At 41.1% G+C, this 22,829-nt stretch carries 15 protein-coding genes; 8 read left to right on the top strand and 7 right to left on the bottom strand.

The annotated features are described in order from the left end of the window. The first annotated feature begins 82 nt into the window (after positions 1 to 82). From GLO7428_RS21840 to GLO7428_RS21825, 4 genes are all read left to right on the top strand, one after another. Positions 83 to 1,030: a heme o synthase gene (locus tag GLO7428_RS21840; protein WP_015190757.1), complete on the top strand. Its 948-nt coding sequence runs from the start codon at positions 83 to 85 to the stop codon at positions 1,028 to 1,030. A 131-nt stretch (positions 1,031 to 1,161) separates the two neighbouring features. Next, positions 1,162 to 2,181, top strand: coding sequence for a daunorubicin resistance protein DrrA family ABC transporter ATP-binding protein (locus GLO7428_RS21835; protein ID WP_015190756.1), 1,020 nt, complete (start codon positions 1,162 to 1,164; stop codon positions 2,179 to 2,181). 161 nt (positions 2,182 to 2,342) lie between these two features. Further along, a complete protein-coding gene (locus GLO7428_RS21830; RefSeq protein WP_015190755.1) occupies positions 2,343 to 3,236 on the top strand; it encodes an ABC transporter permease in 894 nt (297 codons plus the stop codon). Positions 3,237 to 3,274: 38 nt separating this feature from the next. Continuing rightward, entirely contained in the window at positions 3,275 to 3,655 is a 381-nt protein-coding gene (locus GLO7428_RS21825; RefSeq protein WP_015190754.1) for a hypothetical protein, read from the top strand. Positions 3,656 to 3,744: 89 nt separating this feature from the next. Here GLO7428_RS21825 and GLO7428_RS21820 read toward each other — a convergent pair whose 3' ends face one another. Next, on the bottom strand, positions 3,745 to 4,182 hold the full coding sequence (locus GLO7428_RS21820; RefSeq protein WP_015190753.1) for a peroxiredoxin: 438 nt from the start codon (positions 4,180 to 4,182) through the stop codon (positions 3,745 to 3,747). Positions 4,183 to 4,591: 409 nt separating this feature from the next. On the opposite strand from GLO7428_RS21820, the gene GLO7428_RS21815 reads away from it, so the two are divergent. Then, positions 4,592 to 5,056, top strand: coding sequence for a hypothetical protein (locus tag GLO7428_RS21815; RefSeq protein ID WP_155823839.1), 465 nt, complete (start codon positions 4,592 to 4,594; stop codon positions 5,054 to 5,056). 253 nt (positions 5,057 to 5,309) lie between these two features. On the opposite strand, the gene GLO7428_RS21810 is transcribed toward GLO7428_RS21815, so the two are convergent. Both GLO7428_RS21810 and GLO7428_RS21805 read right to left on the bottom strand, forming a co-directional pair. Further along, positions 5,310 to 7,040: a ShlB/FhaC/HecB family hemolysin secretion/activation protein gene (locus tag GLO7428_RS21810; protein ID WP_015190752.1), complete on the bottom strand. Its 1,731-nt coding sequence runs from the start codon at positions 7,038 to 7,040 to the stop codon at positions 5,310 to 5,312. A 118-nt stretch (positions 7,041 to 7,158) separates the two neighbouring features. After that, positions 7,159 to 11,634 carry a filamentous hemagglutinin N-terminal domain-containing protein gene (locus GLO7428_RS21805; RefSeq protein ID WP_015190751.1) on the bottom strand — a complete coding sequence of 1,492 codons (4,476 nt, stop codon included), beginning with the start codon at positions 11,632 to 11,634 and terminating at the stop codon, positions 7,159 to 7,161. A 524-nt stretch (positions 11,635 to 12,158) separates the two neighbouring features. On the opposite strand from GLO7428_RS21805, the gene GLO7428_RS21800 reads away from it, so the two are divergent. Both GLO7428_RS21800 and GLO7428_RS21795 read left to right on the top strand, forming a co-directional pair. Beyond that, on the top strand, positions 12,159 to 12,632 hold the full coding sequence (locus GLO7428_RS21800; RefSeq protein WP_015190750.1) for a hypothetical protein: 474 nt from the start codon (positions 12,159 to 12,161) through the stop codon (positions 12,630 to 12,632). A 56-nt stretch (positions 12,633 to 12,688) separates the two neighbouring features. Further along, positions 12,689 to 13,483: a hypothetical protein gene (locus GLO7428_RS21795; protein ID WP_155823834.1), complete on the top strand. Its 795-nt coding sequence runs from the start codon at positions 12,689 to 12,691 to the stop codon at positions 13,481 to 13,483. A 145-nt stretch (positions 13,484 to 13,628) separates the two neighbouring features. Here GLO7428_RS21795 and GLO7428_RS21790 read toward each other — a convergent pair whose 3' ends face one another. The 3 genes from GLO7428_RS21790 to GLO7428_RS21780 all read right to left on the bottom strand — a co-directional run bounded on the left by GLO7428_RS21790 (position 13,629) and on the right by GLO7428_RS21780 (position 19,213). Beyond that, positions 13,629 to 14,069, bottom strand: a complete 441-nt coding sequence (locus GLO7428_RS21790) for a protease complex subunit PrcB family protein (protein ID WP_196797412.1) — start codon at positions 14,067 to 14,069, stop codon at positions 13,629 to 13,631. Between the two features lie 261 nt (positions 14,070 to 14,330). After that, positions 14,331 to 16,199 carry a S8 family serine peptidase gene (locus tag GLO7428_RS21785; protein ID WP_015190747.1) on the bottom strand — a complete coding sequence of 623 codons (1,869 nt, stop codon included), beginning with the start codon at positions 16,197 to 16,199 and terminating at the stop codon, positions 14,331 to 14,333. 245 nt (positions 16,200 to 16,444) lie between these two features. Further along, positions 16,445 to 19,213, bottom strand: coding sequence for a filamentous hemagglutinin N-terminal domain-containing protein (locus GLO7428_RS21780; RefSeq protein WP_015190746.1), 2,769 nt, complete (start codon positions 19,211 to 19,213; stop codon positions 16,445 to 16,447). A gap of 156 nt (positions 19,214 to 19,369) precedes the next feature. On the opposite strand from GLO7428_RS21780, the gene GLO7428_RS21775 reads away from it, so the two are divergent. Further along, positions 19,370 to 21,958, top strand: a complete 2,589-nt coding sequence (locus GLO7428_RS21775; protein ID WP_015190745.1) for a CHAT domain-containing protein — start codon at positions 19,370 to 19,372, stop codon at positions 21,956 to 21,958. A 48-nt stretch (positions 21,959 to 22,006) separates the two neighbouring features. Here GLO7428_RS21775 and GLO7428_RS21770 read toward each other — a convergent pair whose 3' ends face one another. Next, the gene (locus tag GLO7428_RS21770; protein WP_015190744.1) at positions 22,007 to 22,777 is read right to left on the bottom strand and encodes a DUF928 domain-containing protein; all 771 of its coding nucleotides are present in this window, start codon (positions 22,775 to 22,777) and stop codon (positions 22,007 to 22,009) included. Positions 22,778 to 22,829 lie beyond the last annotated feature (52 nt).

Raw genomic sequence — 22,829 nt, 5'->3', positions numbered from 1 at the left:
TAACAAAGGCAATTTCTGCCTGTGCAAAATTTGCTTGCTCGTTGGCTGTGTGTTGTTTCAACAGTAAGGAACTGGTGCAAATATGATTGAGACGAGTGTCTCGCGCCATCATCAAAACTTTTTTCAAGTGATTCAAAGCTATTACCAGCTAACGAAGCCAAGAATTATTCCACTTTTACTCATTACAACGGCTGCGAGTATGTGGATTGCATCGCAGGGAAAAGTAGACCCTGTATTGCTCGTGGCAACCTTAAGCGGTGGAACTTTCGCAGCTGGCGCAGCACAAACAATTAACTGCATCTACGATCGTGACATCGATTATGACATGGAGCGCACTCGCCATCGTCCTCTACCATCAGGACGAGTCCAACCACGCGATGCACTGATTTTTGCGATCGCACTAGCAGTGATTTCTTTTACCTTACTTGCCGTATTTGCCAACTTGCTCAGCGCATTGTTAGCAATGTCAGGCATTGTTTTCTATGTCGGCATTTATACCCACTTACTCAAACGCCATACGACACAAAATATCGTGATTGGTGGTGCCGCAGGAGCCATTCCCGCGCTAGTCGGCTGGGCAGCGGTTACGGATTCATTAGGTTTACCTGCTTGGGTAATCTTTGCGATCGTATTTCTGTGGACTCCACCACATTTTTGGGCGCTAGCACTCATGATCCGCGATGACTATGCCAAAGTTGGAGTGCCTATGTTACCTGTAATTGCGGGCGATACAGCAACAACTCGGCAAATTTGGTTATATACGCTGATATTGATTCCTACTACGCTACTCCTTGTTTATCCGTTGCACGTATCAGGGATTGTCTACGCCGGTATCGCCTTGGTATTGGGGAGTATCTTTATTAAAAAAGCTTGGGCATTACTCCACGATCCGAGCAACCAACAACAAGCGCGATCGCTGTTTCTCTACTCGATTCTTTATATGATGCTACTTTGTGCGGGCATGGTGATCGATAGCTTGCCAATTACGCATCAAGTCACGACTGCTGTTATGGCATTTAGCGGACAATAATCAAAAGGTGGGCAAAAGCCCACCTTGAATTTTTGAATTTATAACAATCGCGATCTCAACCGCAATCAGGGCTTAAAATAGAAATGAGGATTGTATAGAATTGTATCTTTTTTCCAGCAGAGATATAACTTATGGCTCCTGCGGTTTTAATCGAAAATTTAAAGAAACGCTACGGCTCAACCGAAGCTGTTAAAGATATCTCCTTTCAAGTTGAACCAGGAGAAATCTTTGGAATCTTAGGTCCCAATGGCGCAGGAAAAACAACAACGCTACGCATTTTATGTACGCTTGCTAAACCTGATGCAGGGCACATTGCTGTATCAGGAATCTCAGTTGTAGACTCTCCTAGAGAAGCTAGAAAAAAATTAGGTTATGTCGCTCAGGAAGTCGCACTAGATAAAATACTTACCGGACGCGAATTATTGCAACTACAAGCAGCGCTGTATCATCTGCCCAAGGCAGCCGCCAAAGAAAGAATTGAGACTGTCATTAATCTACTAGGTTTAGAAGAATGGGCGGACAAGCGCACAGGAACGTATTCAGGAGGCATTCGCAAGCGTTTAGACCTTGCTGCGGGATTACTTCATGCCCCAGATGTCCTAGTTTTAGATGAACCTACAGCAGGACTTGATATCGAAAGTCGGTTTATCGTTTGGAATTTCTTGCGCCGCATTCGGGAAGCAGGGACAACAGTATTAATTACAAGTCATTATTTGGAAGAAATTGACGCTTTAGCAGACCGCGTTGCAATTATTGATCGCGGTAAGGTGATTGCGGTAGGAACTCCTTCAGAATTAAAAGATCGCGTCGGCGGCGATCGCATTACGCTCCGCATTCGCGAGTTTTCTCCAGAAGAAGAAGCGAGTAAAGCAAAGAACTTGCTCGAAAACTTACCTTTTGTGCAAGAAGTAATTATCAATAGCGCTCAAGGCAATTCGCTCAATTTAGTCGTTACGCCACAAAATAATGCCTTAAGCGCTGTTCAGCAATCGCTCAACTCCGCAGGTTTACCCATTTTTGGTATTGCCCAGTCGCGCCCTAGCTTAGATGATGTGTACCTAGCTGCGACGGGAAGAACATTAATGGATGCTGAACTTGCCGCAGCAGGAAGCCGCGATCTCAAGGCAGAACGCAAGCAGAATATGCGATGAAAACAGAGGTCAGAGGTCAGGGGTCAGGGTAGATTTTAAGAAAATGATGAATATATCTTGGAGCTTAAAGCTAAACGGCGATCGCGTACTTTTTCTCCGACCTCTGACCTCTGATCCCCGATCCCTAAATCCTTCTTCATAATCCTAAATCTAAAATTATTATGAGTCGTACTGTTACACCTCCAAAATCTGAAATCGACTGGCAGCAAGTAGCATCACCGCAAATTGATACTGGTGCTACCTCGATCTTGAATGAATTAGTTCAGGAGACATTAGCGCTAACACGTCGGCTGTTTATTCAGTTACAGCGACGTCCCTCAACGTTAATTGCTGGTATTATTCAGCCAGTGATGTGGCTTATCTTATTTGGCGCACTGTTTCAAAACGCACCGCAAGGATTGTTTGGCAATAGTCAAAGTTATGCGCAATTTCTAGGTGCTGGTGTGATTGTTTTTACTGCTTTTGCGGGTGCGCTCAATGCCGGATTACCAGTGATGTTTGACCGCGAGTTTGGCTTTCTCAATCGCTTGCTCGTCGCACCTCTGGCGTCTCGATTCTCGATTGTTTTAGCTTCAGCAATTTTTATTATTACTCAAAGTTTACTGCAAGCGGCTGTCATTGTTGCCGCAGCAGCGTTTCTAGGGGCTGGGCTACCTGATATTACAGGATTGGGTGTGATTACCTTAGTTGTCTTTTTACTGGCTTTAGGCGTTACTGCATTAAGCTTAGGCTTGGCTTTTGCGTTACCTGGTCATATTGAATTAATCGCTGTTATTTTCGTAACAAACTTGCCTTTACTTTTTGCAAGTACGGCGTTAGCGCCCCTGTCTTTTATGCCTAAGTGGTTGCAAGTTGTGGCAACGCTGAATCCTTTGAGTTATGCGATCGAACCGATTCGCTATCTTTATACTCACAGCGATTGGAACTTGAGTAGTATTGTTATGCAAGCACCTTGGGGAACAATTACTTTTGGTGGAGCGTTGCTAGTATTATTTGGTTTTAGCCTTGTTGCCTTACTTAGCATTCAACCACTATTACGTAAGTCACTTGCGTAAGATATAAGCATCAAAACAGTATTTACCCGATCAACATTATGAAACTACCCCGCATCTTGCTTACTCAAATCCTTTTAGGTACAGCCGCTGGAGTGATAACAACTTTTCTTCTACCTAGTGCAAGCTTGGCTCAAGTCACGAATAGTGCAGATCCCCAAGAGATTTTTAGAAGAGAACGCAACAACGATCCGTTTTCTAGTCAGAATACGAATGACTCTTTTGGTATGTTTGACCTCATTCACCGCGCTCAAATGGGAACCATGCGCGATCCTTACGAATACGCGAATGAGCAAAATCAGAATATCAATTCGGCAGCAGAGGCGTTTCGTGCGCGACAAAGACAATTAATGCAACAACCCAGCCAGCAGCAAGCTACTCCCGCTAATGCTCCATCACCGATAATCCGCTTGGATAATTAAATTCAGCAGCTTGGTAACGCATCCAAAAGTTTATAGTTTTCTTGCAAAAGAGCCACAAAGACATATCGTGCTTTGTGGCTAATTGTTTTTTAAAGTCCTAGTGCTGCTAGAACATCGCTAGCGTGAGTTGTCGTATTAACAGCACTATCTATATGAACGATCTTGCCATTAGGATCGATCACATAAGTGACGCGCTTAGCATAGCCGCCACCATCGACATCGTAAGCTTTGATAATTGAGCCATCAGTATCAGCCAGCAACGGAAAATTCAAGTTGTACTTCTGTGTAAACTGTTGGTGCGAAGCTTCGTCATCTTTACTCACACCCAAAACAACAATATCTTTGTTTTGATACTCGGTTCGAGCATCGCGAAAGCTGCAAGCTTGCTTCGTACAACCAGGGGTGTCGTCTTTAGGATAGAAGTATAAAACGACTGTTTTACCAGCAAAGTCAGATAGTGAAACAGTGTTGCCATTTGTATCTTTGGCAGTAAAGCTAGGAGCATCAGTACCAACGGCTAGAGTCATATGAGTATCTCGCTAAGATTTAATCGTTGAGCTAATTACTATGGTTATTCTACCGTCAACTTCTGTTTAAAGCTTTTGGCGATCGCTTGCCGCTGAATTACGGCGGTAAGTTTGGTGTGTTTAACTGCGAATTTATTTACTTTAAGTTGGGCACATCTTGTTAAATGAAATACATTACTAAAAATACATAGCTATATAAATTAACCGTTAAAATACTGAGATAAACTTGGGCAAAGGAATTCTTGATGGTTAAGTTTGTAACTAGCTGAAGGGTGAAATTACATAACTAAAGTATAGTTTAGTTTTGGTTATACTAAACACATACCACAGGCGCAAGTGGAGGTGAGTTGGGAACAGTCTTAAGTCTGGCGAATAAATTTTGTTAGACGTCGATATTTTTGTGTTGCTCATGAATTACTCTGCTGCAAAAAGTCAACATATTTTTTTAGCAGAAGCGTTGTTACCCACAGGGATCGTAACTGCGGGCTTTCTGACGTGGCAATTTGATCCTGAAGGATATGGTCTATTTACACTTGCTGCAACACTGATTGCTTGGGTTGAGTGGAGTGTGACCTCCTCAATGCTTTATGCTCCTGAAGTTGAAGTTTACCACGCACACAAATTATCATTGCGGTCATTTTGGCATCAACACTTCAATTATGGACATGGCACTTTTTGTTTCCACCAAGCACGCTCTCGGCGTAATGTAGAACGAATTAAAGTTAAATTACTCTCATTTTATTTCAATTTGGTGCGATATCCGTTATTAATGCGATCGCAACATTCTGTACTATTAACTCAAATAGCAAACATTGCTGTTTTTTTTGTGAAAAATCTCATCAAAAATACAAACTCACCGCTTCACAAAACCTAGCATAACCTTTGATTTTAAAAGACTTATCTCAGTATTAAAAAATATTTTTTATTCCTCTCGCCGAGAACCTATCTTTACCTATTGACTTGTCTTCTGATTTTGGTATTCTCAACCGTGAGATGTGGCTAGATGAACTTCAAGCATGGCTGATTGCTAGAGACAGCACATCTGTATAAGTAGAATCTAGAAGATGAAGATTAACTATCTACTATTTAAAATACTGTAGCTCGTATTAGTAAGTTATTGCACGATATCAAAAAGGTTGATATCGTAAGGAGAAATAAAAACCATTATCTTGTAGGGAGTTTCCTTGATTGTGGACTGCAATTAAAGGAATACCATAATCAAGGCGCAGCGCTAGACTTGGGCTAACTAACCAGCGTAAGCCCAACCCTAAACCAGCAAGTGTTGTAGGATCGGGATTGGGAAAGCGATTATTCCAAGCTGTACCGAGTTCAAAAAAAGGTGCAATTTGCAATCTATTCGGATCGGATGTTAGTGGAAAACGAACTTCTACTGAACCTAAAATTGCATTGTCTGCAACTATCTCATTTTGACCATAGCCTCGGACAGTATCTACTCCACCAAGACCGAATCTTTCTAGTGATAGTAAGGAGTCTGGTGTCAACTGTGCATCAATTCGAGATAGTAAAACAATTCTAGGTGATAATTGCTGCACCCATTGAAATTGTCCTAGCCAGCTAAAAAATCTGCCATCCGTACCAGTATCATTAATTGTTGCATCAAATGCATCGATGCCAAAACTGAATTGCGATCGCGCGGCTAAGACTCGTGTTGTCCCACGGTCTACCCAGTCTTGCGTAAAGCGTACTACACTCACTCTAGACTCTCCATTATCAGGACCTTCGGTAAAGGAAAACGACCTACCGTCTAAAAACGTGCGACTGCGACGGAGATCGAATGCTAAGGACAATCCAAATTCGCTTGTGGGAGTTTGTGAGATTGGTTGACGAAATGACAGCGATAAGGTGCGAGTATCACTTGTAATGTTAAACTCGCGAAAATCATCTTCAATAATGCGGCTGTCGCTGTTACCGTAGCGCACGGTAAGTGTAGCATTACTTGCATCAACAGGAAAAACGTAGTTAATATCGTAAATGTTGAGTCCTTCAGTAATTCCGTATTCTGCACTCAAGCGATCGCCAAATCCTAATAAATTATTGTGCGTTGCAAAGACGCTGGCTTGTAGCGAACCAATGCTAGACGACTGACGATTATCTGTTGTCAAGCCAGCGGTGAAGGGAGGGGCTTCTTGCAGACTGACTTGCAAAACATTGCGTCCAGCAGTACTTCCTGCGGTTAATTCTGCATTGACTTGACGAATTAACGGATCGATTTGCAATAGTTGTAATGCGCGTTCTAGGCGTTGCTGGTTGACGGGTGGTTTAGTTGCAATTTCTAAACGCGATCGCACGTATTCTGAACGCAACCTTTGTAATCCATCTATATCAATACGTTCAAGTTCGCCTTCAACGACTTGGATTGTGACAGTACCGCTAGTAATATCTTGATTGACAGGCAAAAATGCACCAGAGGTGACATAGCCATTATTGATATATAGCTGAGTAATATCGGTACGCAGTTTAATTAAATCTTCAAAAGTGACTTCACGGTTCGTAAAAGCTTCAGTTAATTCAGTAATTTCGTTTTGTAAAACTGTGCTTCCTAGGACTTCCACTTGCTTAACAACAAAGCGATCGTCTGTTGGAGGAGGAACTTCTGGTGATGGAGTTGGCGGAACTTCAAGCCTAGGTACAGGTGCGGGTAATTGTGGTGGTGGAGTTTGTGGTAATGGTGATGGTTGCGGAATTGTGCGTTCGATGGTTTCTGGGGTATCGGGCGGAAGCGTGACTCCTGATGGCGGAGATTGTGCTGAGACACTTTTGGTAATGAGAATGGGGATAATGCTTAAGGCGATCACTATTCCTTTCTCAGTTTGCAGTGTACCGAGATTAATATTCATTTATGAAATTTTATCAGTAATTTTGCTGAATTTATATTGTTTTAAGTATAATTTATACACTAAAATACCCTGCGAAAGATGTTCACTTTTATACTTTTTAACAAAAAGTGACGAGAGATTAGGAACACTCGCGACTTAGAATCAGTTGCCCGTTACTCAAGCGGTATGCGCCTTGCGGTTCGACAATTGGATCGCCTAGTTGCCATGTACGAGAACTTGCATCAGGTATCGAACGCACGCTACCAGTAGAATATGTAGAAGCAGCTTGCTCTCCTGGACGAGTTGGCAAACCGCCAGTGCCTGTAATGAGGAAATTACCTGCTTGGTTGCGACTACGTACTACACAACTATTTGCTACTATAGTTTCAGTATTGATGATGTTTGCAGGTAATTCTATCAGGCTATTTTGGATAAAACTAACATCGGGAATATTAACAACTCCAGCTACTGCACCAGTAGCATTAATATCAACGCGGTTATTACCATCTAGGGTATTAGGATTGCTATTAACTGCGGCTGGTTGAAAGTTTTCACCAAAGAATACAGGAGTATTAAGAGCAATATTACCACCGCGACCGTCTTGGGCAAACGCGAGAATATCGCTGTCATCGAACGCGAGGATTGAGTTAGCAGTTAGGGTGATGTTACCACCGCCACCAGTACCACTAGCTACATTGGTTTGAATGTCACTGTCACCACGTAGACGGATGCCTTGAGCAGAAATAGCGATCGCACCACCGGAAGCTTGATTAGCAAAAGTCAGAATGTCACTGTTAGTAGACTCAATAAAACCATCTGCATTGATAGTGATACTTCCTGCATTTCCCTGCTGTTGAGAACTCGCATTAATTTGAGCGCGATCGCTTAATCTCACTGATCCAGCTTGAATATCAATGTTTCCACCCTGACCATTTCCAGAAGTTGAAGCGGATACTTCTGCTTGGTTGAGTACATTCAACTGTCCGGTTGTAATTAAAATATCTCCTGCATTACCATCATTAATTGTTCGGGCTGACAAGCGACTGCGATCGCCAGTCATTGAAGTTCCACTCACTTCCAAAAGCTCGGATGCAGTAATACTCAGTGTTCCTCCTGAGTTCTCACCTAGGGTAGTGGTTGTTACCTCTGCTCCATCGCGAACAATTAATTGATTTGTTTGAATTGTTAAATCTCCTGCCGAGTTATCACTTGTGCTAGCAGCCTCGGTAGTTATTCGGCTAGGTAGAAAGATTAATTCGGTCGGTTCAATATTACCAGAAGTACCAGAAATAAAATCTGCTATGCCATCTAAAACTTCTGCACCTGTATTCCATAGCCCACCAATGACTTCTACAGTATCAGCATTAACGATACGCAAATCACCTGCCTGCCCTAACCCAAAGGAAGAAGTTGCGATACCTGCGCCATCTCGAATACTCAACTTTTGAGTTGCGATCGTCAGGTCGCCAGCGTCGCCGCCAAAGATAGACACACTACCCAAACCTCCAAATCCAATTAAGTCTACTGAGTTAGAGGCATTAATAACCATGCTACCGCCTTGTCCTGGTCCTTCAGTAGCAGCTGTTGCTTCACCACCTTGAACGGTTAACCTTTGAGTTGTAATATCCATATTGCCAGCATTTCCCGCTCCACCAGTTCGAGTCCGTAGATAACCATTTACTAGTTGTACAGACTCAGAAGCATTAATGCTCAAGTCGCCAGCGTTCCCCGCACCAAACGTTTGAGTGGAGATTTCTGCTCCATCTAGTACACTAAGTTGCCTAGTAGTGATTTGGATGTTCTCTCCCGCTGCTTGAGAAAAAGGTATAGGAATACCAAATAGGCGACCTGTTTCAGCAACTATACTACTGAAATACTGACCATCTGAGGCTTCTCCAATAACTTCAACTGAATCAGAAGCTTCTATCGTCACATTCCCACTTTTCCCATTTCCAAATAGACCTGCACTAGAAGACGATATCGTTGCTCCGTCTCGAATGCTCAACTGTCGAGTTTGAATTGTTAAGTTTCCCGCATCTCCACCACCAAAAGTTGCAGTCAAAAGACCACTGGGTTCTCCATCTTCTGTCGTATCTACACCAAAGAGATTGATCGATTCAGAAGCTTTAACAGTAAGATTTCCGCTTTGCCCAATGCCATAAGTTGCAGCACTAATTTGTGCGCCATCTCCAATAATTAAGCGGTTGGCTTCAATTAGTAAGTTACCCGCATTTCCTGAGGCTTCAAAGTCAACTTCAGAAGAGATGTTTGTTTCTCCGCCAGATATGCTCAGTTGTTCAGTCCTAACAGTTAAAGCTCCTCCGGTTCCACTTGCGCTAGAACCCTCTGGTCCGGTAAAAAGACCCGTTGGTTTGTCGTCAATTAATGTATCAAAAATGTCAATCGATTGAGTAGCATTAACTGTCAGACTTCCGCCTGAACTTGTGCTGAAAGTACCAGCCTGTATTTGTGCGCCATCACTGACCATTAAGCGATTAGTTTCAATAAGTACATCTCCCCCAGTTCCACTACCTATAGGAGTAACTTGAGAAGCTATTTTGCTAACAGAAAAATTGTCATCAGATGATACACCAGTCACTTCTACAAATTCTGAAGCACGAATAATGACATCTCCGGCATTTCCTATACTAAAGGTAGAAGCTCTAATTTGCGCTCCGTTGGTGAGGCTTACTTGTCTAGCATCAATTGTTACAGTTCCAGCATTTCCCAAACTTCCTGTATCTGATGTAATATCGCCACCTGTACGGAAACCCCCAGGAAAGAGATCGCCGACAAAAAGTGCCGTACCAGTAACTGTCAACTCTCCAGTTTTGATAGTAATATCTCCACCATTACCTGAAACTAAGGGAGAGCCAAACTGAGAAGGTCCTAAGCCTACAATCGTACCAATGTTTCCACCATCTATACGAACAGAGTCATTTGCTTGAATGAAAATATTACCTCCGTCTTCAGTTCCAGTAGTCAATGCTGAAATTCCTGAAAATTCCTGCATTAGCAGTCGATTTCCCTGAATGTGAATATCACCTCCGCTACCATTGGCAAAAATAGAAGCAAAAGGAGCAAGCTGAATCTCATCAGCAATCAAGCTAATGTTGCCAGCTTTATTCATATCAGAAGAGGAGTCGATAGAGGCGTTTTGGTTGAGAAAAATACTACCTCGGGAATCAAGTACTACTGCGCTACCATTGCCACCAAATCCACGCGCATCAATTCCAAGTGATTGAAACTCTACTCCTATTCTAGAAATTCCTTTCCCAGTAATCTCAATATTTGCAGATGTTAGAGAAAGGTTAGGTTGATACTGATTGGTCAGATAAACAACACCATTTGGAGGCTCGATGATGATATTTCCAATCGAGATATCAGCACTGGAGGGATTTATATCGTATGCTCCACCAAAAAACAAGCCAGAACCAATCACGGCAATTCCATCTGGACTACTCACTATCGCAGGATCAACTCCGGCGCGAATATCAAGTGTTGGGCGATCGCTCCCATCAATAGGTAAAACTGTGCCATCAGACAGCGTAACGTCCTCAGCAATTGCGGTCGATGGCGTGTCTGCATCGATAATATAAACTGTACCAGGAACAAATACAGAACCTCCAGCCAAAATATGTAATGAAGCTCCAAAATAGTTATTAAAAAATAAATCTCCGGCAACAAAAATAATTGGATCGTAAGGACTGTACCAATCTCCCAAACTTCCATCAAGCTGCTCAATCCGAAAATTCCCGCCACTCCAAAAATGAGCATCGCCTCCAACCGTATTTGCACGCAGCACTAAGTCTTTACCAGCAAAAAGTCCACTATTAGGGTTATTTAAGGCAAAAATGTCAATCGCTTGTCCTTGAACAAGTAATTTCTCACCCGCTGCTGCAATGAAAGGATTTGCTACACTATCCCTGACTTGCACTGTATCGTTTGCTTGCAGTGTCAAATTCTCTCCTGCTAAAAGCTGACCTTGAAGATTCAGATTGTCTGCTGATAGAGTAAGGTTCTTACCTACGGCTAAATTGCCTGTATTGATAATATTCCCTGGATCGCTAGCTACTTGATTAAAAAATAGCGCTCCTGGAGTTATTGCAAGTAAATGACTCTGCTGTGGTTCCGTTGCATTAAAATATCCACTGTCACCAAGTTGAATTCGATCTGCGGTTGAGGCAACAAATGAGCCTTGAATGTCTAGACTAGCACCTTGTCCAAAAATAATACCATTGGGATTCATTAAAAATAGGTTGGCATTGCCTAAAACACCAAGCGTACCCAGAATGTTAGAAGGATTGTCTCCAGTAACTCGACTGAGAATGTTGTCAATTCCCGCAGGATTACTAAAGTAAGCGCCTCTTCCTGCATCAATATTAAATTCTTGAAAACTGTGAAATAGGTTAGCTCCTCGAATTGCACCACCATCAATGCGATTGCTCGAAATCCCATTAATCACAACGTTGGGTGTCACTACCGAGTTTTCACTACTAAGCGTAGTATCTGGGGTAATCTGGGCTTGGACGCAAGTTTGTGAAAGGGCGATCGCTCCTATGATTACCGTGAGCACTAGCTGCAATCCACTCAAACCAAGTTTGCTGTTATTCATTACGGGTATATTGCCTCAACAAACCAATTACTCGGATCTGGGTTGGGGATAATTTGAACCAAATTATACTTGTATCCATATTTACCAAAAATAAATATTTCCTTAAGAGCGATCGTTAGTTCTAACAGATATTACTCCTGGGCATCTTCACTTTGATCGCTGTCTCGAACTACAAAAAGATTAATAAACTTAACAAGATTGATATGTACTTCTAGTACTGGTACTTACGCTACAGAGCCGAATAGAGCAGGATTCTCTTTTCACTTGAAGCGACAGCATGACTATCTGCGGATTCTGGCGCATTCATTCTATTTGAAGTAAGTATTGCACAAAATATCAATCAAGCTGGCACTAAATTCCAATATTTTAACTGACGATTTTTGTATCCTACTTAGTAGGCGAAAAAAAGCTTGAAAAAATATCAATTAATAGCTACTTACATCTTCAAATATTAGATAGTTTCGTAGTTTCAACTCAAGCAGCTAATAATTTTTCTGTAGTTTTTTAGTGGTAAAGTTAAACTTATGTTTACTCACAACAGATGGCTAAAGCTATTGGTTACAGCATTTGTATTTTCACCTACCATAACTGTAAGTACTCCCTCAGTCTTAGCTAAATCTCTTCAACAAGAAACTACTTCAATATCACAAACAGAACTCAAAACAGAATCACTTGTTGCTCAAAACATTTGTTCAACTACAGACACAAATATTCGTTTTATTAACTATGGCTACACAGTTTTTGTTCGTAGAAGAGATGGTGTAACTGTTCACTTACAAAGAGATTCTAAAAACTACAGGCATTCTGTACATGTTTGGATTAATAGCCAGTATGCCGGAGTTCATCCAATTCCTATCAGTTTATCTTATCCAGATCTAACGGTCATTCTTGTCCAAAGACTCATGACAGAAATCTGGATGGGACAAGTCAGACTAGTACCCAAAATTGTTCCTGTTGTTAGATATTGTCCAAGTATTTGGAATAAATCTGATATTTGACCAAATGAATTCGTAATAAGTTAGTGATTATGTGTATGAAAAAGTATCTAAACATAGTGGTATTATTGCCTATTACTTCACTCACAATATCTTTATTTACAGATTTTATAAAACCTCGGAATGTTAACGCACAATCTTCTTTTCAAGAAGAGTTTTTTATAAATAAATCTACAAAGAGGGAGAATATTAACTTTAGTTATTCTCACAATCCACACAACACTAATGTATCAGTGCTAGCTAGCTCTTCTGGTAGTAATATTACACCAATGACAGTTCCTGGGGGTCGAGCATTTATTTATAGTCTCTCTACAGTAGGAACAACTTATTCTGGTAATACAAATTTTCCTACTCAAAACACATCCTACACACCTGCTTTTAATTTTAGACTTCCTGGAGCATTAGTAATTGAGTCAACACTAGCGGCTCAAAATACTGATAGAAGAAATGGAGTAAATCCAAGAGAAGTTGGGCTTTTTATTGGTAACAATGATGCTTTAACTACAGCAGGGTCATTGCGTTATGGTACTCATACTTGGGTTCATTGGTACTGGGGAAGCAGAATACTTGGTCGTCCTGCCCTAGATACAGCTTTTGTTAGCTTAAATAATATAACTAGCACTTTAAATGTTAGGGTAGATCCGCAATGGGCACGCAATGATACTACTAATCTTTTTTCTTGGAGAAGTAGTCTTTTCAGTACTCCTAGGCAAATTATAGCAGGAGATGTTGTTATCAGATTTATAAATGGAGGACGTAATGTGACTGGTAGTGCTACATTCTTTGGTAATGGTTATATAGAACCAGGTGCTTATGCTTATGTTGTAAATTTCACAGGAACACTCGCAAGATAAATCAGCCTTGTTGAGCGAATTAAAATTATATTTATCTAGTCATTTTTGCAAGTGTTACCATAAAAAAATCAGATGTAGTAGGATAAAGAATTTCCAGCTACGTCTTTATTAATTGAGTTAATATAACTTATAACTAATAACTTAGTTAACTAGAACATGAAGAAATTATTTTTTTAGCATTTAAGTCAATAGCAGCGTTAGAATTTTGAGTTAAGATAAATACATTAGGTGTTATGGGCTGCTGCGTTACAGGGCAGTTTTCACCAGGGGTGATTTCGGTGTAGTGGATCAGCCATTGAGGAGTTTCGGAATCTGTTAGTTGCTCAATGCGGTCGATTTGAATGCTATATCCTCCAGTTGGTCGAGAACCAATACTTAAGCCAATAACCATTTGTTTCTTAAAGTCAACAGAAGGAACAGGAGGTTTTTGTTCGTTTAAGTTGACATCTAAAAAAGAGAATTTGCTCCAAAAATTATTCCACTCTTGCTGACTTCTAAAAATAACAATTTTCGGTTCAGGTTCAAATCCTGCTACTAAAGGGTTGTAACCAACATCAATTAATTCAAAATCGATAGAATTATTCATATGACTAATTTGTAGTGTAGAAGGTTGAGAAGATATGAAGCGAGAAGCATTAGATTGCATGAAAAAAAGGCAACTTGTAGTAAGTGCGATCGCTATTCCCAATCTCAACATTTTTACAAGCCTCCGTTCTATATTTGTAGTGAATGGAGTTTGCACTAACTGAATTGTAGTGAGACAGCTTTTAAGTCTGCCCCACTTTCGTTGTCTTTACAATTTAAATTTGATGAGCTGCTCATTCAAGTCTACATAGTTGCATTTCGATTATGCAGCACCTCGTCCAATTGCCATTGCGCGTCGCACAGCAGCATCAGCATTTACAAATCCATGACCATACACTGTATCGTAACTTCTTGCACCTAAATCAAAAGCTGTTTGCGACAATATTTGTTTAATTCGGGTAGCAGAAAGATTGCGATTAGCACTCCAGACTAAAGATGCGACACCTGCAACATTTGGGGCGGCGGCTGAGGTACCATTGAACCCAGGAATGCTTCCGGTTCCCCAATAACTAAACCGTCCATAACGATCGGCATAAGGCGCGATGACCTCAGAAGGTCCCATCAAAGTGAGTCCAGTGCCATACTGCGAACCCCACCAGCCTGGATATGAGATGCGATCGCCTGGCGTAGTTGCAAAATTGTTTGCACTACGTGTACCCCAAGAAGCACCCACTGCGATGACATTGTTATACAGACTTGCGAGTGTTGCGGGATAAGAGATACCACTTGCTCCTAAATGACCTTCATTACCTGCGGCAATAACAAAAAGAACGTTGGGGTTATTAGCAACAACTTGATTGAAGGCAGGGAAAATATCAGTTCGACCAAAATTACTTAATCCTGGCGTCCCTAAACTCATATTGATGACAAGACGTTGCCCCTGGCTATTAGCTTGATTAATCATCGCTTGCGCAGCTTGGGCTATGTCTAAGTCTCCTGAATTCCCACCCAACACATCAATGTTATAAACAGGAGAAGTCCAGTTAATGCCACTCATTCCCACGCCGTTGTTACTTCTGGCTGCAATAATGCCTTCGACTGCTGTGCCATGAGACTCCTGATGATTTATATTGCGAAACACATCTCTAAAATCATCTATGTAATTGTTACCTGGAAAAACATACGTAGTACGTAGCTCAGGATGAATATTACCACTGCTATTAACTCCCAACCCCGAATCTTGAACGCCAATGAGGACATTTGTGGAACCCTTAGTAAATTGCCAGGCGTTATGTACGCCCATCATATGCAAATTCCACTGTTGATTAAACAAGGGATCGTTAGGTCTGACAAAGCGGTTAATTGTGCGATCTGCGAAGCGAATGCGATCAATTCCTTCAAAGAGAACTTGATTGCCATTGTTGAGTGTAATCGCATCAAAGACACGCGCACCGTTTCCAGGGTTGTAGACTACACCACCTCCATTGGCACTAGCGAGATTTAATCTAGCTGTCGTTGAAGAAATACTAGCAAGATTAAGTGTGTCTAACGCTCCCCTACCGAAATCTACATTGCCATTGCCAGAAATCACTGTACGATTGAAGCCAGATTGCCAAGTAAATGTATCTGCGCCTAAGTTTCCTAAGACACTACGCACACCATTAACAATTGGCGTAGCAGATAAGCTAAGTCGGTAGTTAGTGTTACCCGTGTATTGAAAGACTTTAACGTAATAAGTTCCTGTATTGAGGCTACCGTCTATCCATTCTGAGGTTGTGCCAGAAGCACCAGAAATTGCTAGGCGCGTACCATTACCGTTGAGTAACTCAACATCAGCATCTGCGGTTAAACCATTAAGAGACAAGTTGAAACTACTGTTACTTGCTAAGTTGAAGCGGTAGATATCGGAAACATCACTATTACCGACAAAATCAGTAAGCGTAAACGGACGGTTGAGAGTGCCAAGATTGTACGCAGTACCTAGATTACTACCAGGATCGGGTGTAACTTGTGGTGTTACTGAATTTGAGAGACTAGAACTGTAAGTTGTTCTATTGCTTGATAGTGGATCGTCAAATTCTGGTAAGATTCCTGATTCGAGTACTCTAGAGGTCGAATGTAATTTTTCTAAAGACTCATTAGCACTAGTAACAGAAAAATACTCATTGCTTCGACGAGAGGTAGATAGCATTTTTGTTTTCTTTATATAAAGTGTTTCTTCTTCTGCCTCGAATAGTCGGTTTTACAGAAAATAAGCTTTAATCTGTCTTAAAATTACCGCTTACCAACACTCCAAAAGCAGTATTATGAGTTTGTATGTTTTTTAAAATACAGAGAAAACGCAGGTATAGTATTGCAGTTTTGTACAAATTTAGTTGCCAGAGGTAGACATAATAACTGCCAGCTTGCGTAATGTTTTTGACTGAAAAAGGCAAATCAAGAATTGTTATCAGGCGATCGCAAACACTCGCGACTTAATAGCAATCGTCCATTTCCCAATCGATAGATCCCTTGCGGTTCAACGATAGGATCGCCTAATCGCCAAGGACGGGAGGATGTATCAGGAATCGACTGCACAGATCCTGTAGAATATGCAGATACAGAATCTCCAGGACGTGATGGTAAGCTACCCGCACCTGTAATCAGAAAAGTTCCTCCTTGTTGAGTGCGAGCAATGCAACTATTAGCAATTAAAGTATCAGTGTTGATAAGATTTTCTGGTAAATCTATCAAGCTATTTTGGATAAAACTCACATCAGGAATTTCAACAACTCCAGCTACCGCGCCACTTGCATTAATATCAACGCGGTTGTTACCATCTAGGTTATCTGGATTAGTATTAAATGCCGCAGGTTGAAAGTTTCCGGCAAAGAATACAGGTGTATTCAGCGTAATGTTACCACCTTGTCCATCGCGGGCAAATGCGAGAATATCGCTGTCATCAAAAGCTAGAATCGAGCTAGCACTAAGGGTAATATTGCCTCCACCACCCGCACCACTAGCAACATTAGTACGAATATCACTGTCACCATGCAGGCGAATATCTCCAGCAACGACATTAATCGCACCTCCAACAGATTGACTTGCAGAAGTAGCAATTTCACCGTCGTCAGCATTTATAGATTCATCAGCACGAATATTAATATTACCTGCTATACCAGTTCCCAAGCTTTGAGCAGAGATTTTAGCGCGATCGCTTACTAGTAAATTTCCGGTTGCTAAGCTAATTGTACCGCCATTGCCTGTCGAATCTGTATCTGTACTTGCAAATAATCCACTCGCCGCACCTTCGTTATTGACAATATCCCGCCCAAAGCGTTCAAATCGTTCAAAAAAGCTAGGATCGCTACCTGATAGGGTGACAGACTCAGTTGCAGTCAGAGTAATATTTCCGGCTTTACCGCGATCGCGACTTACTGTCAAAACTTGTCCGCCTTCTGTTGCGGTAAACGTATTGGTATTAATAGTAATCTGACCGCCATCGCTAGAGTTAAGAGTTTGGGCGTTGACAATCGCACTATCGCGTACTTGCAAGCTTCTTGTATTGATAGCAATGTTTCCACCCGAACCGATCGCGCCTTTTTCTGTACTCGTGAAGATTCCGCTTGAAAAGCCTTCCGTCGCAATGAATTCGGAATCATTCAAAGGATTAATAATTGGAAGTTGTACGGAACTAATACCAATAAGATCTACAGATTCTGTAGCGTTAATGGTGATATTACCGCCTTTACCTTGTCCGCCTGGAATGTCTCCTTGTTCTCGAAATACCAAAGCTTGTATTTGCGAACCGTTTGTGAGGGAAAGCGATCGCGTTTGAATCTGAATATCACCACCATCCCCAACTGCACCTGAAGACACGCTACTTAGGATTCCACTTGCGTTATCAAGCGAAACATTGTTAGCTTGTACAAATATACTGCCCGCATTTCCTTTACCGAAAGTATTGGCAACAATTTGCGCACCATCCACTAAAAATAAATCTGTTGTTTTAACACTGATATTGCCAGCATTACCATTTGCATTAATAGTACTAAAAATTCCGCTCGAATAGCCTTCATTAAATCCAGCAATATTGACAGTATCACGAGTGTTAATTTCTATACTTCCTGCATTGCCTTGTCCAAAAGTTGCAGTAGAGATTTGTGCTCCTTCTGTAACAGATAATGTACTTGTTTTGATATAAATATTGCCGCCACTACCAGTAGAATCTGGACTGACAAAGTTACCAATTAAGCTAAATTCACCTACAGTTACTTGCCCTGTTCCGTCTAAGATAATATCTCCTGCTTGAGTATCAACAGAACCTAACTTAGGTTGTATACCTGCTAATAAGGCACTTGTTCCTAAAAGATTGATGTCTCGGGCGTTGACTTCAATGCTACCTCCACCTTCTCCCGCAACGCTGATTCCTGCTGCATTTGTCAGCAATACATCTGCTTTTGCTACATTGGTAGGAAAACCTAAATTTAAATTACTACTATTAATAGTTAACTCTACTTCGCCTTCTGCTGCTAATCCTCCGACCTCTACACGACCACTGGGAGCCAGTAATACTCCACTATCAATAGTTACATTGCCGCCTAGAAATATCAAGCTGTTACTCTCAGGAACTTGCAAAAAGCTTGCAGCTTGATAAATGAACGAATTTGGTACAAGCTGATTAAAAAGAAACGCTGAAGGATTCACTGATAATAGCGGAACAGCAGTAGGATTAGAAGTATTAAAAATGCCTTGATTACCAAACTGAACCGCGTTTGCGGTTGTCGCAACAAACGATCCTTGTACATTTAGTATTGCATCTGTTCCAAAGATAATTCCGTTGGGATTAATTAAATATAAATTTGCCTCACCTTGTACGCCGAGAAGCCCTAATATACTAGAAGGATTTTTCCCAGTGACTCGACTCAATATATTCTCAATTCCTTGAGGATTTGCAAAATAAACGCTTCTTGCTGCATCTACATTGAATTCTTGGAAACTATGAAAGAGATTGATTCCACGAGTTGCACCACCTGTAATTAAATCAATAGATGCAGGAGCAATGGATGTGACAACTGATTTTTCGCTTCCTAAAGTTTCATCAGGGATAATTTGTGCTGATGCTGGGGCAAGACAGAAGCTTTTGCTAGCAATTCCTATGAATAATAAAAGTTTTATTTGTTTTAGATAAATGGCAATTTTATTTAAAAATAGCAGAAAGTACATAGTTTTGAAAATTTTTTATAAAAACTTAAGATGCTAGTTTTTAATTAACTAGCAATTAATGGTAGATATAATACGAATGCAAAAAAACAGCAAGAAAATTTAATCAGAAATAAAAATATCTAACTATATATCAGGCTTTAATATCGGAGATTGGCAATGCGACGACACCGCAAAGTTGGTTGCTTTTTGTTAATTATGTTTCTGAGTTACTTAACTTGCTTAGGTTGGGGTAATATACCTGCACTAGCTCAAGTGCCGTATGCGCTTCAATTTGTTCAACAGGGAATAAAGCGCTATCAAGCAGGAGATTATAATGGTGCGATCGCACCTTGGCAAAGAGCATTGATTTTATACCAAAAATCAAAAAATAGTCAGCAAGAAGTAGCCATAGTAGCAGAAAATTTAGCCCGAACTTATCAACAACTCGGTCAAGGTAATCAAGCAATTCGATACTGGGAACAAGCGATCGCCTACTACCGCCCGATCGATTCCCAACAAACTGGAAGGCTACTTACCGAACAAGCGCAATCATACAGTAGTATCGGGCAAAACCGACAAGCGATCGCGCTATTATGTGGGACAGTGCAAATACAGCAAGAATGTCTTCCTCAAACCGCAGTTAGTATTGCACGCGCGCGTAAAGATTTATTAGGAGAAGCCGCAGCCTGGGGAAGTTTGGGCGAAGCTTATCGAATTCGAGGCGATTATTTACGAGCGATTAATTATTTGCAAAATAGCTTAAAAATTGCTGAAGCGATCGCTAATCCACAGTTGCATATCTCTGCTTTAAATAGCTTAGGAAATGCTTATAGTAATCTGGCGCAGGTAAGCGATCGCCAGGCAAAATCTGCGGAAAAACTTGGTGAAAGCGAACAAGCAAATCAACTACGACAACAAGCCGCAAGCAACAATACTAAAGCTTTAGAATATTTTCAAAACAGTCTTAAATTAGCGCAGCAACAAAGCGATCGCACTAATCAAACGCGTGCTTATATTAATTCAATTCCTTTATATTATCGCCAAGCGAACTATAATACTGCCGCGCAAACACATCAACAAGCACTTGCCCTCTGGCAGCAACTACCGGACAATCGTAACAAGATTTACTCAGCAATTGACCTTGCTAAACTACAGCAACCAAGTATAGATTCACCGTTAGAATGTTTGAATGCACAAGTTCAACCCAAGGCGATCGCGCTACTTGAACAAGCTGCTAGTATCGCCCAAAAAACTCAAGATAATCGTGCATTATCGTTTGCGATCGGTGAACTCGGTCATATTTACGAATGTCGTCAAGACTACGCACAAGCATTAAAATTAACACAACAAGCACGCTGGGCTGCTGAACAAGACAAAGATAGTCTTTACCTTTGGGAGTGGCAAACAGGAAGAATTTATCAAGCCCAAAATCAAAAATCTGCGGCAATCAAGGCTTATGAAAAAGCAACAGCAACTATTGAAACAATTCGCAATGAAATTCTGACAGCTAACCGCGATCTACAATTTGATTTTCGGGACACTGTTGAACCCATTTATCGCGATTTAATCGCACTGAAATTAGGTGAAGTTCCGCCTGCTGTCTTATTAGCTGCAACAGACGCAAATACTAAAAATCTTAGTTCTGTACTTTCAACAGCCGATTCCCTCAAACTCGCAGAACTTCAAAATTACTTTGGCGATGATTGCGCTTTGAACGTTGTGAATCAGCAAGGATTAGATATTGGTAGCATAGACAAAAATACAGCAATTTTTAGTTCTATTATTCTAGATAAGCAAACAGCAATTATTGCTAGTTTTCCTAACGGAGATAAAAAAGTTGTTTGGTTGAATAAAGATAACGAAAGTCTCAGGCAAGAAATTAATGAATTTCGTTTAGGACTCGAAAGCTTTTTTGATGAATACGATCCGCAACCCGCGCAAAAAGTTTATGATTGGTTAGTTCGTCCTTTCACGGCTGAATTGCAGCAAGCAAAAATTAACACGCTTGTTTTCATCCAAGATGGAATTTTACGCAGTGTGCCAATGGCCGCATTGCATGATGGAAAACAGTTTTTAATTCAAAAATATGCAGTAGCAACAACTCCTGGGCTAAGTTTAACTGATTTGAAAGCTTCAAATCCGCAAAGTTTCCGCGCACTCGCGTTGGGATTAACTGAAAGAGTTGTCATTGATGGTCAAGAATTTGCACCACTACCGTACGTCCAACAAGAAATCGGCGAAGTTCAAGAACAATTAAAAGGTAGTACACCTTTATTAAATGCAGAGTTTAACCGCACACGCTTGCAACAAGAGTTGAGCGAAAATGCTTATCCAATTATTCATATTGCGACTCACGGAGTATTTGGCACTGTTCCAGAAGATACGTTTCTGATTACTGGAAACCAAGAGAAACTAACAATTACTGAACTTGATACGTTGATTCGCAGTACTACGAAAAGTACAGAACCTATTGAACTTTTAACGTTAACTGCTTGTCAAACTGCGATTGGCGACGATCGCGCTGCGTTAGGTCTTGCTGGTGTTGCTGTCCAAGCAGGTGCCAAAAGTGCATTAGCATCATTGTGGTCGATTGAAGACGCTGCAACTGCACAAGTAGCCGCACAATTTTATGAAAGCTTAATAGATTCTAGAATGAGTAAAGCACAAGCTCTACAAAAAGCTCAATTAGCACTCATTGAAAAAGGTGATAAATATACCCATCCAGCGTACTGGGCACCATATATTCTCATTGGCAATTGGTTGTAATAAAGGCAAAAGTGATTATCAATTACCGCTTACCTACTCTGCAAATAATTATATGTTTTGTTGTCGTTCTAGCTCAATGATGGGTCTAATGCGAGTGGTGTATTCTGTTGTATGTGGTTCACTGGCGTCTTCCAAAGTTGCCAAATCCTCTAATAACTCTAGTTCAAGCCTTTGTGATGCTTTATTCGTTGTTGCCGTTAAAGCTGTACTGAGTGCGTCATACCACAAACCTGCATTAGCATAGACATTAACTTTTTGTTGTAGGTTGTTAGCTGTTGCCAGTGTCGTTGCTAAGTTATTTGGCATCGCGACAACATCGAGATCTGCACCTGCAACTAAAGCGCTAGAAGGGCGATTTGGGTTGCACAAGAGAATAACTTGCCAATTGTATCTTTGTCCAGTGACTAAAGGTGGTGTGTCAAGCGGTAAAGAAAAGGACATAATTCCGCGTTGGCTTTGTAATCGAACTTTTCGGATAATTGTGCGATCGCCACTTGCTTCGTATCTGTAAAGCCGAAATTCGAGTGGATAAGATTCTGTATCAGGCACAAACCACGCAAAAGTTGGGTGCGAGGAAACTGTTTGTCCGGTATGTTTTTGGGGCGCTAGAACTGTTAATGTTGCTTGTTTGTCTTTGCGACATCCTCCTGTTCTTGTTACTGTACCCGTTGTCCTACTTGTAGGAGGCTTTTGATCTCCAGGTGGTATGTATTCAGCAACAACAGCGTTACACAATACCAGAGAATGCACTAGAACCCCCATTGTGAGTAATCTGCTAGTGATGCGTTTGTTTAAAAGTCCAGCTGCTTTAGTCAACATCTTAGATTCTTGAATATTTCAGTTCCACAATATGAGAAAACTCTTTCCACTT

The organism is Gloeocapsa sp. PCC 7428 (assembly GCF_000317555.1).
In the GTDB taxonomy this organism is placed as follows: Bacteria; Cyanobacteriota; Cyanobacteriia; order Cyanobacteriales; family Chroococcidiopsidaceae; genus Chroogloeocystis.
The sequence above is the reverse complement of the archived record's forward strand: the minus strand, read 5'-3'. Positions and strand labels throughout refer to the sequence as shown.

Excerpts from the sequence above, each read along its gene's own strand:
- GLO7428_RS21770 (WP_015190744.1), bottom strand. The coding sequence starts at position 22,777 with ATGTTGACTAAAGCAGCTGGACTTTTAAACAAACGCATCACTAGCAGA.
- GLO7428_RS21785 (WP_015190747.1), bottom strand. The coding sequence starts at position 16,199 with ATGCTATCTACCTCTCGTCGAAGCAATGAGTATTTTTCTGTTACTAGT.
- GLO7428_RS21835 (WP_015190756.1), top strand. The coding sequence starts at position 1,162 with ATGGCTCCTGCGGTTTTAATCGAAAATTTAAAGAAACGCTACGGCTCA.
- GLO7428_RS21790 (WP_196797412.1), bottom strand. The coding sequence starts at position 14,069 with ATGAATAATTCTATCGATTTTGAATTAATTGATGTTGGTTACAACCCT.
- GLO7428_RS21840 (WP_015190757.1), top strand. The coding sequence starts at position 83 with ATGATTGAGACGAGTGTCTCGCGCCATCATCAAAACTTTTTTCAAGTG.
- GLO7428_RS21820 (WP_015190753.1), bottom strand. The coding sequence starts at position 4,182 with ATGACTCTAGCCGTTGGTACTGATGCTCCTAGCTTTACTGCCAAAGAT.
- GLO7428_RS21780 (WP_015190746.1), bottom strand. The coding sequence starts at position 19,213 with ATGTACTTTCTGCTATTTTTAAATAAAATTGCCATTTATCTAAAACAA.
- GLO7428_RS21830 (WP_015190755.1), top strand. The coding sequence starts at position 2,343 with ATGAGTCGTACTGTTACACCTCCAAAATCTGAAATCGACTGGCAGCAA.
- GLO7428_RS21775 (WP_015190745.1), top strand. The coding sequence starts at position 19,370 with ATGCGACGACACCGCAAAGTTGGTTGCTTTTTGTTAATTATGTTTCTG.
- GLO7428_RS21805 (WP_015190751.1), bottom strand. The coding sequence starts at position 11,634 with ATGAATAACAGCAAACTTGGTTTGAGTGGATTGCAGCTAGTGCTCACG.
- GLO7428_RS21815 (WP_155823839.1), top strand. The coding sequence starts at position 4,592 with ATGAATTACTCTGCTGCAAAAAGTCAACATATTTTTTTAGCAGAAGCG.
- GLO7428_RS21810 (WP_015190752.1), bottom strand. The coding sequence starts at position 7,040 with ATGAATATTAATCTCGGTACACTGCAAACTGAGAAAGGAATAGTGATC.
- GLO7428_RS21825 (WP_015190754.1), top strand. The coding sequence starts at position 3,275 with ATGAAACTACCCCGCATCTTGCTTACTCAAATCCTTTTAGGTACAGCC.
- GLO7428_RS21800 (WP_015190750.1), top strand. The coding sequence starts at position 12,159 with ATGTTTACTCACAACAGATGGCTAAAGCTATTGGTTACAGCATTTGTA.